This window comes from Exiguobacterium aurantiacum DSM 6208, assembly GCF_000702585.1.
Classification (GTDB): Bacteria; Bacillota; Bacilli; order Exiguobacteriales; family Exiguobacteriaceae; genus Exiguobacterium; species Exiguobacterium aurantiacum.
The window spans coordinates 1,826,782-1,840,686 of the sequence record NZ_JNIQ01000001.1 but is presented as its reverse complement, the minus strand read 5'-3'; the positions used below and the strand labels follow the sequence as shown (position 1 = coordinate 1,840,686).

The 13,905-nt window shown below is 54.8% G+C and carries 15 protein-coding genes, 1 other RNA gene and 1 pseudogene; 10 read left to right on the top strand and 7 right to left on the bottom strand.

Annotation, left to right across the window (positions count from 1 at the left end; translation table 11 throughout):
• Window positions 1-8 precede the first annotated feature (8 nt).
• On the bottom strand, window positions 9-476 hold the full coding sequence (locus P398_RS0109705) for a Panacea domain-containing protein (protein WP_029334944.1): 468 nt from the start codon (window positions 474-476) through the stop codon (window positions 9-11).
• A gap of 295 nt (window positions 477-771) precedes the next feature.
• Here P398_RS0109705 and P398_RS0109700 point away from each other — a divergent pair, with 295 nt between their 5' ends.
• Together P398_RS0109700 and P398_RS17175 are read left to right on the top strand one after the other, a co-directional pair.
• A complete protein-coding gene (locus P398_RS0109700; protein ID WP_147287405.1) occupies window positions 772-1,371 on the top strand; it encodes a tyrosine-type recombinase/integrase in 600 nt (199 codons plus the stop codon).
• 6 nt (window positions 1,372-1,377) lie between these two features.
• Window positions 1,378-1,785, top strand: a pseudogene (locus P398_RS17175) (tyrosine-type recombinase/integrase); the annotation flags it as partial.
• A 148-nt stretch (window positions 1,786-1,933) separates the two neighbouring features.
• Here P398_RS17175 and P398_RS0109695 read toward each other — a convergent pair.
• Both P398_RS0109695 and rnpB read right to left on the bottom strand, forming a co-directional pair.
• Window positions 1,934-3,100 carry a THUMP domain-containing class I SAM-dependent RNA methyltransferase gene (locus P398_RS0109695; protein WP_029334941.1) on the bottom strand — a complete coding sequence of 389 codons (1,167 nt, stop codon included), beginning with the start codon at window positions 3,098-3,100 and terminating at the stop codon, window positions 1,934-1,936.
• Between the two features lie 104 nt (window positions 3,101-3,204).
• Window positions 3,205-3,572: RNase P RNA component class B (gene rnpB, locus P398_RS16595), an RNA gene on the bottom strand.
• Window positions 3,573-3,693: 121 nt separating this feature from the next.
• Between rnpB and P398_RS0109690 the strand changes: the two genes are divergently transcribed.
• A complete protein-coding gene (locus P398_RS0109690) occupies window positions 3,694-4,098 on the top strand; it encodes a hypothetical protein (RefSeq protein ID WP_024371947.1) in 405 nt (134 codons plus the stop codon).
• Window positions 4,099-4,159: 61 nt separating this feature from the next.
• Here P398_RS0109690 and P398_RS0109685 read toward each other — a convergent pair whose 3' ends face one another.
• Window positions 4,160-5,620, bottom strand: coding sequence for a S8 family peptidase (locus tag P398_RS0109685; protein ID WP_235263330.1), 1,461 nt, complete (start codon window positions 5,618-5,620; stop codon window positions 4,160-4,162).
• Between the two features lie 105 nt (window positions 5,621-5,725).
• On the bottom strand, window positions 5,726-6,133 hold the full coding sequence (locus tag P398_RS0109680) for a hypothetical protein (RefSeq protein ID WP_029334939.1): 408 nt from the start codon (window positions 6,131-6,133) through the stop codon (window positions 5,726-5,728).
• 170 nt (window positions 6,134-6,303) lie between these two features.
• Here P398_RS0109680 and P398_RS0109675 point away from each other — a divergent pair, with 170 nt between their 5' ends.
• The 5 genes from P398_RS0109675 (at window position 6,304) to P398_RS0109655 (ending at window position 10,954) form a co-directional block, all read left to right on the top strand.
• Window positions 6,304-7,191 carry a hypothetical protein gene (locus P398_RS0109675; protein ID WP_029334937.1) on the top strand — a complete coding sequence of 296 codons (888 nt, stop codon included), beginning with the start codon at window positions 6,304-6,306 and terminating at the stop codon, window positions 7,189-7,191.
• Between the two features lie 65 nt (window positions 7,192-7,256).
• Entirely contained in the window at window positions 7,257-7,922 is a 666-nt protein-coding gene (locus tag P398_RS0109670) for a response regulator transcription factor (protein ID WP_029334936.1), read from the top strand.
• The gene (locus tag P398_RS0109665; RefSeq protein WP_029334935.1) at window positions 7,919-9,274 is read left to right on the top strand and encodes a sensor histidine kinase; all 1,356 of its coding nucleotides are present in this window, start codon (window positions 7,919-7,921) and stop codon (window positions 9,272-9,274) included. Before P398_RS0109670 ends, P398_RS0109665 begins: the two co-directional genes overlap by 4 nt.
• Window positions 9,275-9,339: 65 nt before the next feature.
• Window positions 9,340-10,305: an ABC transporter permease gene (locus P398_RS0109660; protein ID WP_051638894.1), complete on the top strand. Its 966-nt coding sequence runs from the start codon at window positions 9,340-9,342 to the stop codon at window positions 10,303-10,305.
• Between the two features lie 13 nt (window positions 10,306-10,318).
• Complete coding sequence (locus tag P398_RS0109655; protein ID WP_029334933.1) at window positions 10,319-10,954, top strand: ABC transporter ATP-binding protein; 636 nt, start codon at window positions 10,319-10,321, stop codon at window positions 10,952-10,954.
• Window positions 10,955-10,986: 32 nt separating this feature from the next.
• On the opposite strand, the gene P398_RS0109650 is transcribed toward P398_RS0109655, so the two are convergent.
• Window positions 10,987-11,385: a hypothetical protein gene (locus P398_RS0109650; RefSeq protein ID WP_147287404.1), complete on the bottom strand. Its 399-nt coding sequence runs from the start codon at window positions 11,383-11,385 to the stop codon at window positions 10,987-10,989.
• Window positions 11,386-11,579: 194 nt separating this feature from the next.
• Between P398_RS0109650 and P398_RS0109645 the strand changes: the two genes are divergently transcribed.
• The gene (locus P398_RS0109645; protein WP_029334931.1) at window positions 11,580-12,479 is read left to right on the top strand and encodes an alpha/beta hydrolase; all 900 of its coding nucleotides are present in this window, start codon (window positions 11,580-11,582) and stop codon (window positions 12,477-12,479) included.
• Here the strand turns inward: P398_RS0109645 and P398_RS0109640 are convergent.
• The gene (locus P398_RS0109640) at window positions 12,436-13,134 is read right to left on the bottom strand and encodes a CPBP family intramembrane glutamic endopeptidase (RefSeq protein WP_029334930.1); all 699 of its coding nucleotides are present in this window, start codon (window positions 13,132-13,134) and stop codon (window positions 12,436-12,438) included. The two genes, P398_RS0109645 and P398_RS0109640, sit on opposite strands and share 44 nt — an antisense overlap.
• A 78-nt stretch (window positions 13,135-13,212) precedes the next feature.
• Between P398_RS0109640 and P398_RS0109635 the strand changes: the two genes are divergently transcribed.
• Window positions 13,213-13,905, top strand: a complete 693-nt coding sequence (locus tag P398_RS0109635; protein WP_235263329.1) for a lytic transglycosylase domain-containing protein — start codon at window positions 13,213-13,215, stop codon at window positions 13,903-13,905.

Genomic DNA, 13,905 nt, shown 5'->3' with positions numbered 1-13,905 from the left:
ATTTCCTCTTATAAACGAGATCCATAAGTCTCAAAAATCGTTTCATCATTGATGATGTTGTTACAGATGGCAATCGGTGACCGGTCCCCACGCGCCTCTTTCCAAGGCTCTTCTTGATGACTGATAGATTCAAGTTGATTTCCGTTATATTTGCCATAGACATCCCACACTTGAAACAAAATTTCTAAAGTCTCAGCTGTAAATCCTGCTTCATCAGGAACAAAGCTTTCATCTTTAGGAATGTTATTAGCTCCTCTATCCTTGAACTGATGATAAATTTTAGGGACAACTGGCCCATGAACCCATGCCTCGATTCTCTCATTAAACAAACGAATAGGAGCAGGATTATCTATCACTTTTTCATTTTCGAATACTAAGAACCACGAATAAGCATAATATAATAGTTTTTGAAGTTTTTTTGGTGTCATGTCATCCATACTTAAGAAAAACCTCACAATTTGCTGTACATCATACATAACTATTCCCCCTTACTAAATAATTCACTTCCGCTCGTTCTAAATTACGTTGACCAAGAACGTCTGTTCTTATTTTTGACTTATATTCGTATTAATAATAACAATAATGTTGCGAGAATGGTAAAAAAAAGTGCGAAAAGAGTAATCAGTTCTATTTTTAGTATTTCCGCGTTCATAATTTGTTAAACTTGAAACAACAAAAAAACGAAAGTACGTTCGTAATATTTGCCAGTGTAAAAGGAGGTTGACGTGAATGGCAAACATCAAGAAGAACTAGAAGACCGGCAAATGGGAGGTGCGGCTCTCACTTGGGTTCAACGAGGAAAGCAAGCGCGTGCAGCGTTACTTCTCCGACGAACGAAAGAAGACGGTCGAATATTGGGTCGCCGACCAGATCCGTGCGCAGAAGGAAGGCGAGTTCGTCAAGGTCCGTCCGAAAGGACGTGTCGGCGAGGTGCTCGATGACTGGCTCGAGTTTTACATCAAGACGACGATGGCCAAGACGACGTACCACTCATACACCAGTTTCGTCGAGAACGTGCCGGGCTGGTTCAAGCGTCTCAACATGGAGAATGTGAAACCTCAGCACTGCCTCCGCCTGCTCCGTGAATATCTCGATGCTGGCCTACAGCCGAACACCGTCAACATCCGCCGGAGCGTATATGTCGGCTTCTTCTCCTGGGCGCGCCGTCTCGACTATTACAAGGCCGACAACCCGATGGCTGCCGTCGAGAAACTGTCTGAGGGCTTGAAGGAATACAAGACGCTCACACCAGATGAGCTGAGACGTTACCTCGAGACGGCGGATGAGACGATGGCGAACGGTTATCGTACAGCGGTCCACCTGATCGTCTATACCGACATGCGTGCCCGCGAGGCGACGGCCCTCCGTTAGTCCGACATCGACCTCGAGCGCAAACAAATCACGATCGCCCGTACCGCCATCGAGACGAAGGGCGGCTATTCGTTCGAGCAGACCAAAGGGAAGAAGGTTCGGGTCGTCACCATCCCCGACCAGTTGAACCGCTTCCTCGAAAAGTCCAGGCTCCGGCAGAAGTATGACATGGTCAAGTTCGGATGGCGTAACGACGAGGACCTTGTCTGCCTCGGCATCAAGGGCGCCTATGTCTGGTACTCTGGGTTGCGACGACGTCATAACCTGACCGTCAAAACGGCCGAGGTTCCTGAGATCACGATGCGTGAACTACGACATACCCCTGCGACGCTGCTCATCAAGGCCGGCGTCCATGCGAAGGTCATCCAGGAACGATTGGGCCATGCAGATGCCAAAACGACGATGGATATCTACGCTCACGTATTGCACACTACTCAGGGAGACACGACCGAGCTCTTCTCCACCATGATCGAGGACGTAAAAAAAACCGCTCTAGGGAGCGGTTTTCGTGTATCTGCGGCAGAAAAAAATAAAAATTGTGCAATTAGTGTGCAATGGGTGATTACTTACCCTCTACAAATGGCTCTGTTGAACGTCTCGGAGGACGTTTGCCGAAGAACTGGTAGTACTGCGTCTCGATATTCCCGTTGTACAGCTTGCGGCGTTTCGTCGCCGGGCGGCCGTACGCCTTCTCGAAGTCCTCATAGCTCGTCAGCATATAGACGCTGTAGCCCGGATACTTGGCAAACTGTTGACCGATCCGTTCATACAAGTCGATGATCTCTTCTTCCGTCTGCAACCGTTCCCCGTATGGCGGGTTACCGATGATGACGCCGTACTCTTCTTTCGGCTTCAACGCGGCCGCGTCACTGTGGACGAACGTGATGGCGTCACGCACGTCGGCGAGTTCGGCGTTGTCCTTAGCGAGCTTGACCATGCGCGGGTCGAGATCGATGCCGTAGATTTTGAGCGGCTTGTCCCACTCGGCTTTATCGTTCGCCTCGTTGATCGCCTCGTACCATGCCTTCTTCGGCACACACGGCCAGTCTTGCGAGCAGAACTCACGGTTGAGACCAGGCGCGATGTTACGGCCGATGAGCGCGGCTTCGATGGCGAGCGTACCCGAGCCGGTAAAGACGTCATAGAACGGCATGTCCGGCTTCCAGTTCGTCAGCTGGATCATGGCCGCGGCCATCGTCTCTTTGAGCGGGGCTTGCGAATGAAGTTCGCGGTATCCGCGACGGTGGAGCGCCTCGCCCGACGTATCGATCGTGATCGTCGCCACGTCTTTCAACAAGGCGACCTCGATCGGATAGAACGCCCCCGTTTTCGGCAACCATTCGCCCGGTTTATTATAGCCGCGCTGCATCGCGTCGACGATCGCCTTCTCGGTGATCTTCTGACAGTCGCGAATCGAGAACAGCTTCGACTTGACCGAGCGGCCGTCGACGATGAACCGGGCGTCCCACGGCATCAAATCCGTCCATGAAAGATCGACGACCCCGTCGAACAGCTCGGTGAACGTCGTCGCCTTGAACTCGGCGACGACGAGCTTGACGCGGTCGGCCGTACGGAGCCATAAGTTCAGGCGAGGAATATCCTCCATCTCGGCGTCGATGTAGACGCGACCGTTCTCGACTTCACACGTATAGCCGAGGTCACGCACTTCTTTGGCGACGAGCGCCTCGATGCCCATCGCCGCTGTGGCGATCAATTTTCGTTTTGCCATAGTATCCCTACTTTCTATTTGTTCGTCCTAAAATGGTCAAGTAAAAAGGAGCTCAAGTAGGATTGCTTGAACTCCTGGTCGATGTAAGATAAGAGACTATGCTGCCCTGTAAGCCATGTTCTGTACTCCGGTGCTCATAACGGTCTCCCTGGCACGATGGAGTGACAATCATCTATCTGCGCCGTCTGGCGCCCTCCGTCCCGTTCGGTTCCGGTCAGGAAGTTCCCCTACCATAGTTTGGGTTTCTCGCTCGTGGGGTTTACCTCGTTCCACTCTGAACGTTTCCGGTCAGACTCCGTCACTGTGGCACTTTCAAGAAGCTTGCACCATATCCGAGGACTTAGGTGCTTCTTCTGCCGTCAACTTGCGTTGCCTACACTTATCTTTTCGTGTAGCACGATCACTACAGCCATCACAGGCTGTGCGAGCATGGACTTTCCTCAAAGCTTGCGCCCCGCGATTGTCCAGACCTCATAGTCACTTCACCCATTGTAGCCGATAAACGTCACGTTGACAACCGACAAGCTGAACTTGATTTTCATGGCGGTCAGCGCTAAAATAAGGCGTGTTCCATTGAACAAGGAGGGATTTTGATGCGTCAAGATGCAAAGAACGGTTGGATCCAACGGCTGACCTATGTGATTGAAATCGATGACATTAAAGCGCTCCACCCAAATAACGGCGTGTTCGCCTTCTATCGTAAAAATCGACTCGTCCAAGGTTTTGAGCCGTTCGACATTAAAGCACCGAACGAATTGTCAAAACGGCCTTACCATTTCGATCACCATAACTTGGCCCATCTGCATGAACGTTTTCCTGAATCGATCCCGCTATTCGATGCATCGGTTCAGACGCGCCGTGACTGGAGCGACCTCGTTCGTGTCGGCCTGTGTACCATCATCGCCGACGGGAAATTAAGTTTTGAACATATCGATGACAACGGGAACGTGCTAGAAGCGAGCATTCGTTGGACAGGTGAAGCGATCACCATCGACTGACATATGAAAACAACACCACCCCACCCGATGACGAGACCGTCAACGGGTAAGGTGGTGTTTTTCATGTCTGTTCGATCGTTTCGACCGGTTCTTCAACCGGCGGCGCGGCCGGCACGTAAGTTTTCGAGACGACACGTTCGGAGATGTCGGTCGGTTTCAAGACGACGGTCAAGTTCGAGCCCGTGTCACCGCGTACCGGGAACGTGCCAGGCACATGGAGCGCCTCGTAGACGGTCTTCCCTGTCGCATCAAGCACCGTGACGACCCCTTTACGCGTCGTCGTCAACTCGAACGTCTGCGCGTCGGCCGCTTTGACCGCTACACTCGTCTTGACCGGGTTGACGTACGTGACGTTTCGGCTAGAGGAGCGCTTGTACTTCCCGTCCGTGACGACGGCCGTGAGCCGATACTGTCCGCTCGGTAACCAGTCCCCACCGGCATACATCGTGAAAGCGCCGCCGTTCGCCGGTAGCGTCTTCAGTTTCCGTGTCCCTTGATAGAGTGTGTACGTCGTTTTCAAGTTCGGTCGGTTCATGACGGAAAGTTTCGCTTCTTGGACATACCGGTTCGTGAGCGTCGCCGGGGCTGAGATAGACACCGGGCGCGGCGTCGCGTCGAGCAGCCGTTTCGTGTTCAGCTCCGTGTATGGCTTACCGCTCACGCGCGGCATTTTTTGAAACAACCCGTCGATGTCCGTCGGCGTCAAGAACGGGTTCACCGATTTGACGAGCGCGATGCCTGACGTCACCATCGGCGCGGCCATCGACGTGCCGTCCATGAAGATGAAACTGTTCTTCAATCCGAGCGACAAGACGTTGACACCGGGAGCCACGACTTTCACTTGGCTGTCCATGTTTGAGAATGCGGCGACCCGGTGCTGTGAGTCGACCGCCCCGACGGCGATGACTTCTTTCATGTTCGCAGGGAACGATACTTTTGTCGCACCGTCGTTACCGGACGAGGCGACGATGACGACACCTTTAGCCCGTGCCCGTTTGATCGAATCGGCGAGCACGCGGTCGTAGTCTTGGCCGCCGAGCGATAAGTTGATGATCGTCGCGCCTTTCGCGACCGCCGTGTCGACGGCTTTCGCGACCGTCCACGAATCCGTGAACTCCGAGTTCTTGCCGTAAAAGACGTTATAGAAGTGATAGCGGACGTTCGGGGCAAGCCCGGCGATGCCATATTTATTATGGAGGCCTGACATGATACCGGCCGTATGCGTGCCATGATAATCGACACTGTATGGACCTTTCATCGAATTGACGACCCGCGGGACGTTCAACAACTCTTTATGGGTCCGGTCGGCAGATGAATCAATCAACGCGACGACGATGTCGGCGGCTCCTCGAGTCGTGTTCCACGTCAAGTCGGTCCCGGTCTGTTTAATATAATACTGGTTTCCGACACGCGGCTCCGCCACGACGTAGCCATGCTTCTCGAGAATCACTGGTTTTGACGCCGCCCCGGCCGTCGTCGGGACGAGTAACGTCAACGCCGTCAACAATAAGATTTTTTTCATTGCCTTACGCTCCATTTCAACTTCATAAGATGGCTCCATTATCTCAAATTCCAGATTGGATTTCCCTTTTTTCTCAAAAAAAGAGTTTGACATTTTTTCGACAGTTTACCAATAGTCCGGGACATCCGCGTGTTCCATCTCAAAATCGACGATTTTTCCGATCGTCAAGTACGTGTAGTAGCGCGCGAGTTCTATCCGGTACGGGTCCGGAGTGAAACCGTCCAAGTCCTCACCGAGCGGAGAGCCGTCAATCGTCTCGAACTGCTGACAAAAGAACGATTCCGTCTCGTTGTTCCAGACGATCGTGTCCCCGATGTATCCGCTCCCGAAGCGGATGTAATCGATGACGGAAGGGACGATCACCTCGGCCGGGAGCCGCTCACTCATGCGACCGACGAGCTCGTAGCGGTCACGCTCCGCAAAGACTGCCTCTTCGAGCGATGTGCACTTCAACACTTCCTTGTTGATCTCAATCAACACGATATAGTCCCCAGAGTCAATCGACAGCTTCATCTTTTCACCTCATCCCACATCCCATTGTTAGCTCTATCTTAACAAATATTCGGAGAAAAACACCGAATTCCTGTGAACCTGTACAATTTTTCCATTCGGTGGATTCATACAACATGAAGAAATCGGTTTTTGCTATACTAGAGTATATGACTTTAGAGAGGAAGTGCAATATGGCCAAACGTCCATTGACCCCTCGCGAGAGCGAGCTGATCGCGACCGCCTTGTTCGTCGTCGGCACCGTCCCTTACAACGGGCACATCGACCGGCTCGAATCACTGACGCTTCGCGACGTCGCCGATGACTATTTGTCTGGGAAGCGCTCTGTCGCCGAGGCGATCGACGCCTTGGACCAATATATCCACGTTCGTCGCCATCGCTTCAAAAATGTCACGCCCCACAACTTGTGGACGCTCGATGACCGGACCGAGCAAGAGGCGCTCCGCTATATCGTCCGCCGGCCCGAGTTGAAGAAAGGACAGACGCTGAACAAGAAGAATCAACCGTACCAAGTCGGCCAAGACGTCGAGTTCAAAGTCGATAAACATGTCGACCGTGGTCAGTTTCGCATCTATATCGGTAAGCAGAACGGGTTCACGTTCAAGGCCCAATCCAAAGAGAAAGACAAGTTGAAAGCGGCGAGCGGTTGGATCACGCACATGGACTTGAAAGACCGGCTCGTCTTCGTCAACCTCACCGATTTCGGTCGTCAACCGATCGACCCGGAGATTAAACAGGCGCTCGAGGAAATGAGCGCCTCTCTCCTCGGCTGGTTTGCCACGGCGACACTCCCGTCCGAGGACGAGGCGAAGACGGCGAAACAGATGATCGCCACGCTTCAACGCCGCGATCAACCTTACTGGTTCACATTGACGTCAGCGATGAACCATCCGAAGCCCGAGCACGTGAAGCGCTGGGGAGCGTTCGTCAACTTGCTCGTGAAGGCGAGCGGCGGGGACGCCGCGGCGATTGAGACGCTCGAGACGCAAGAAGATAAATACTTCAAAGACGCCTTTTTGCGGGCGATGAGTGCCTTGCATGGAGAACTGGCACCCAAGTGACTTCGATTCAAGCGGTAACGGCCACGGCCTTGCCGCTTTTTCACAGTTTAGAAAGGAAGAGTCCGATGCACGTATTGATTGTAGAAGATGATGAACATATTCTTCGTCTGGTTGACGAGACACTACGACAGGCTGGTCATTCGACGACTTTGACGACAGATCCGACCGTCGCTGAAAAACTGTTCACCGAACGGCCGACCGATGCCGCCGTCGTCGATGTGTTGCTCCCGGGAATGGATGGACGTGAACTGTGCCGTCGGCTGAAGAGCATGCTCGACGTCCCGGTCATCTTGTTGACCGCACTCGGTGAATGGGATGACAAACGAAGCGGCTTTGAGCACGGCGCCGACGATTACATGACGAAACCGTTCATTCCCGATGAACTGTTGTTCCGGCTCCAGGCGGTCGCGAAGCGATATGAACGGACGGCGCAGACGATCGTCCAAGCCGGCCCGCTCACGCTCGACTTGCGTGACTATCGCTTGAACGTCGACGGCGAGACGATTCACTTGCCGAAGCGTGAATTCGAGCTGCTGTATCAACTTGCGGCCTTCCCTTCGCGCGTCTATAGCCGCGATGAACTGATCGAGAACGTCTGGGGCATAGACTTTGACGGGGACGACCGGACCATCGACGTTCATATAAAGCGGCTGAGAAGTCGTCTCCAAAGCGAACAAGTCGTGATCCGGACCGTGCGCGGGGTCGGCTACGCCCTTGAGGTGATGACATGAAGACGCTTTATACGCGAATCGTCTTGACGGTCTTCCTCATTCTAATTGCCTCGGGGGCCGTCGCCCTCCTCGTCAGTAACGTCGCCTATTACGTCTGGTGGCAACCGACGTATAGTGAGAAGACGGAGCGGACGGCGAGCGCTGCCGTCGGCTATTTCGAGAATCATACCGACCTAGACGAGGCCGCCTATTACTCACTCCTCGCGAGGACCGGCTATCAACTGTTCGTCGTCAAGGCGGACGGACGCGTCATGCGCTACGGGGGAGAGTTCCGAAACGAGACGATCGACGATGCCATCATCCGTTCTGTCCGTGAAGGCGTCGTTTACGAAGGGATGCGCGACTATCCGTTTCACCTTTTTCTGCTCGGTCTGTTCGACAACGAAGTCGTCAACACGTACGGCTTTCCGTTGATCGGTAGCGACGGGGTCGACGCGGTCTTCATGCGCCCCGACCTGTCCGCACAGATTCGTGAACTCCACTTATTCGTCGGTCTCTTTTTCGGCACATTGACCGTTCTGGCGTTTCTGTTGATTGCGCTCTCGACACGAAATATCGTCCGGCCCGTCAAACTGCTGACCGAGGCGACAGCCTCGGTCGCATCAGGGACACGACCTCGCGATTTACCGCTCGGACGGACCGACGAGATCGGGGTGCTCGCGAGACGATTCGATGATATGGCCCAGACGATTGAGATGTCCGAGGCAGAGCGAAAGCGGTTCGTCTCGAACGTCTCCCATGAGTTCCGCTCCCCGCTCACGTCGCTTACCGGGTATGCGACGAGGCTCGTCGCCACGACCGATGGCGAGGCGAGCGACTATGCGCGGATCATTCGGGATGAGACGGAACGGTTATCGGGTTTGACGACACAGTTGCTCCTGCTTGCCCGACTCGATGAAGCGGATCTCGCCTTGGAGTCGGACGTCACCATCGCCGATTCGATCGAAGAAGTCATACGCGGCCTGTCGTTCCAACTCGACCAGACCGGTGTCGCCATCTCGACCGATCTCGACCGATCCATCGCCATAAAAGGCGACCCGATCCTGCTGTCACAAGTGTGGGCCAACTTAATCCAAAACGCCCTCCACGCCTCGTCTGAAGGCGGCATGATCCGCATCCGCTTGGAACAACGCGAGCGTCCGACCGTGACGATCGCCGATGACGGGGTCGGTATGGACGAAGCGACGAAAGCGCGCCTGTTCGAACGTTTCTTCCAAGGAGACGTGTCCCGGTCGACGACCGGGACGGGACTCGGTCTGTCCATCGTCCACGATATCATCGCCTTGCACGACGGAACGATTCACGTCGATTCGACACCCGGCCGAGGCACCGTGTTCACGGTCATGTTGTAGTCGTTCATACTCTGTTCATATTCATCCGCTATGCTTCCTTCATCGACATGAAGGAGGCTTTTTCTATGCAATTAGGAATGAAAGAAATGTGGCGCCAACGACGCCGCTACTCACTGATTTTCGTCATCACACTCCTCATCGTGCTGTTGACGACGCTCATCACCGGACTCGCCGACGGACTCGCCTACGACAACGGGGCAAGCATACGTGAACTCGACGCCGACACGTTCCACCTGACCGCCGACGCGGAAGGCCAATTGACACGGTCGTTCATCGAACAGACACGTAGAAGCGACACGATGACCCCGCTCGCTGTCAAACCGCTCACGTTCGGGAACGAGACGAAGCAAGATGCGACGTTGTTCGCGTTGCCGGCCGATTCTCCGGTCGGACCAACGCTCGACCTCGAAGTCGGCGAAGTGCTCGTCGACCCGACTTTCCTGCAGACGTTATCCGTCGGTGATACGGTCGAAGATTTCACGAGCGGCTATCGGTTCACGATCGTCGGGACGACAGACGGTCGTTTCAGCCACGCCCCCGTCGTCTGGACGACGATGGAGACATGGGACGCGTATCAACAAGTCACCGGCGGACCGGCGTACGTGTCGGCCTGGCTCGGAGACGGCGACGGCGACACCGCCCTCTCGACATTCACACGGCAAGAAGTCATCGAGGCCGTGCCGGGCTATTCGGCCGAACAAGGAACGTTCGCGATGATGCGCGGATTTCTCTTGGTCATCGGGGCGTTCATCTTGACGGCGTTCTTCTACATGGTCACATTGCAAAAGTTGCCAGAGCTCGGAATTTTGAAAGCAATCGGCATCCGGACGCGAACGATCGGCACCGCGCTCGTCAGCCAAGTGATGGTCACCGTCATCCTCGCGAGCGGTGTCGCGGCTCTCGTCACGGCATTGGTAGCCGGGGTCGTGCCGCCTGACATCCCGTTTCAATTCGAGGTAGTGAACGCCCTGCTCTACAGTGCCCTCTTCTTCGTCATCTCGCTCGCCGGCTCGACGCCGCCGACGCCTTAGGAGGTCGAATGAAATGAAATTGATGAAGATTCATCACGCCTATGAACAACCGATTCTATCCGGGGTCGATTTGACCGTCTCTCCCGGAGAGTGCATCGCCATCGTCGGACCGAGCGGGAGCGGCAAGAGCACGCTGCTCCAAATTCTCGGGTTGCTGAAACGCCCTGACGCGGGGGAATTGTATCTCGGTCCGGTCGATGCGTTCACGCTCGATGAAGAAGAACGACGGAAATTGCGTCTGAACGAGGTCGGGTTCGTCTTTCAAGACGCCTACCTCGTCCCATACTTGACGGTATGTGAACAACTCGAGCTCGTCCAAGCCGAGGCAGGACTTGACACTGACGCGAGACGGCTATTGACCGACCTCGGTCTCGGTCATCGGTTGGACGAACTGCCAAATCGCCTTTCCGGCGGCGAACGACAGCGGGTCGCCGTCGCCCGTGCCCTCATCAACGACCCCTCACTCATCTTGGCCGATGAACCGACAGCGAGCCTCGACTATGCGAACGGGCGACTCGTCATGGAACGCCTGGCCGCAGCCGCGCACGAAAACGGCAAACAAGTCATCGTCATCACCCACGACGAGCGCATGCTTGACGTGTGCGACCGCGTGCTCCGTTTGCGTGATGGCCAACTCGAAACATTGTGAAAGGGAGTGGCGTTCGCCACTCCCTTGTTTTGTCAGCCGGCCTGATGCCGTCGTAGGTTACAGACGTCGTCGAGATGATGCGACAACCAAGCGCTGAACACGATGCGAACGGAGAACGTCCGTAACGCATCGATTTCCATCTGTTGAATCGTGATCAATCGTTCCTCGATATAGTTCGAGACGAGGAAGATATCCGAGAGCGCGAGCAACGCCTGAACTGCCTCATACGGCCGGACACCCGCATCGTCGGCGAGGTCCACGACATTCACATGAACTTCACGACCGCTCCCGCTCAAGAAACGCTCGATCAAGGCATCGAGGACAGGCGCCAGGTCGTGGGACGCGTGCGCCCCACGTCGATAAAACGAGATCCCTTCCTCCGTCACATCGTCCACTCGTCCCCCGATGCAAGCTTGTATGAATCGATACATCGCCTCACGCGTCACGTTGATCCACCCTCCCTAAATCTTCTACCGCCTCAGCTTAACGTGAATCGATGAACGTGACGACCGGCGATTTGTAACCGTTCCGTCGCCCCTCGTCATCAGAGCGCTTCACGATATGTGTTGGAACGTGAACGCAATGAGTGTTTTCGGGTACAATAATGAGGAAAGGAGCGATGTTCATGCAACTAAAATGGAAATACGGGCTCGCGACATTATTCACAGGCTATTACGCCATCAGTTATTATGCGTTCAAACGAATGACACGGGGGAAACGTAAGACGCCAGAGATGTTGCTCGCGCCGTACACGACAGAGGACCAATCGTTTTACCACGACGTGCCGTTTGAACACGTCTCGCTCCGTTCTAGAGACGACTACCGCCTATATGGTCGGGTGTATCGCAACGGTGACGCCCGGAAGTGGATCGTCTTCGTCCATGGCTATACGGCGTCGCACAGCTTCATGGCACCGCATTTGGCCATGTTCCACAAGCTCGGTTACAATTTGCTCGCCGTCGATTTGCGCTCACATGGGGAATCAGAAGGTGTCTACGCCTCATACGGCTACCATGAGAAACACGACATCGTCGATTGGGTCGACTGGCTGCGTACGAACGAGACCGTAGAGGAAGTCGGGCTGCACGGTGTCTCGATGGGTGCCGCGACGATCCTTCAGGCCGGACCGCTCACAGACGTCGACTTCTTGATCGCCGAGTGCCCGTTCGACGACATGCGACAATTGATGCGCCATCAATTGAACAACTTGCACCGGCTGCCTGGCGACTTATTGTTACCAGGCATCGATTACTTCCTATGGAGCCGGGCCGGTTTTCGGATGAACCAAGTACGCCCGAAACGAGACTTGGCGGAAACGTCCGCCCCGATCTTGTTCATTCACGGCACGCGCGACGATTTCGTGCCAACGTGGATGTCCGTCGAGATGAACGCCCTCAACCGCCAAAACGAGATCGCCCTCATCCACGACGCCGAACATACGAACTGCATTTTAAAAGACCGGGACGCATATGAAGACGCCGTCACCCAGTTTTTGACGCGTCGACATGAATCGGTCCAGCGATGAGATCGAGCAGCATGTGCAGTACCATGAGCGGCCACAGGACGCCCATCACCAAATAAACGTAGCCGAACAGCGCACCGAGCAGCCCGGTGACGACGATGCCACGCACCCCTTGATAGGCGTGAGCAAGACCGAACAAGACGCCACTTGCCAAGGCGAGCGACACATCGGAGAAATCGACATATAATGTGAGCGTGTAGAGCAAGACACCGCGAAAGATGAACTCTTCCGTGACCCCGGCTGTGAACGAGACGGCTTTCCACGCCTTCGCCTCATCCGCTGTCCTCGGGAGAAGCGCTTTCTCGATCTCGAGTTCATAGTGGGGACGGAGCATCTCCCGAAGGCGCGAGGAGGTCAGCACGGATAAGTAAAAGACGGAGAAGGCGCCCATGAGGACGCAACAAAGGACGAAATAATTCCACGCCCGTTCGTCGGTCGCCTCCGGCATGAACCCAAGTCCGACCGCCTCGGCCGGGACACCGAACAAGAACACGAGCGCGACGAGAAGAAGCGTCAGCCCCCATGCCGACTTGATCGCTTCTTCGTATACGCGGCTCCTTCCGAGCGAGGCGATCATCGACTTCATCAAGCGGGCATTGAACAGTTGAATGATCAATAAATAGGCGAGAATGACGGTAAAGACGATTCGTTCGAGCATCGATATCCACTCCTGTCCTTCCTGTTAGCTATATGCTACACTATTCGGGTATTGTCTAGAAAGCTAGGAGGCGGTATCTTGAAACGATTGATGCTGCGACTGACCAGTATCATGCTTGTGGCGGTGTTGTTCTTCGTCGCAATCGGCTGGTTCGGTCAACATGAAAAAGTGAACAACGCGCTTTACCGTGCCTACTACGGGGACCATGGTGTCCCTGCCGACCACGTCGCGGTGTATGAGGATGCGGCCGACGCGTATGACGTCGATTGGCGTTTGCTCGCCGCCGTCCATCGTGTCGAGACGATCTTCTCACACAGCTCCTCGATGCGCTCTTCGGTCGGGGCGATCGGACCGTTCCAGTTCATGCCACGGACGTGGCTCGGCTGGCAGTATGACACGGACGATCAGAAAGGCGATGTGCCAGAAGACGAGATCGATTTGACCGATTTAACTTTAATCGAGCAATATGGCGGTCTCGGCCGTGACGGCAACGGCGATGGACAAGCCGATCCGCACAGCCTGATCGACTCGGCGCATACGGCAGCCTATTATTTGAGTGAACACGGCGGACAGACGAGTGATTCGTACGAGTCGATTCGTTCGGCCATCTTTGAATACAATCGAAGTGAGCAGTACGTCGACAACGTCATGTCGTTTTACGACCAATACCAGACCGAGGTCACCCTGCTCCCAGGAGACGGCAAGACGACGAAGCAACAAGTCGCACGGTACACGATTCGCTATTTGGAATGGTTCGCCAAGTTGACGTGA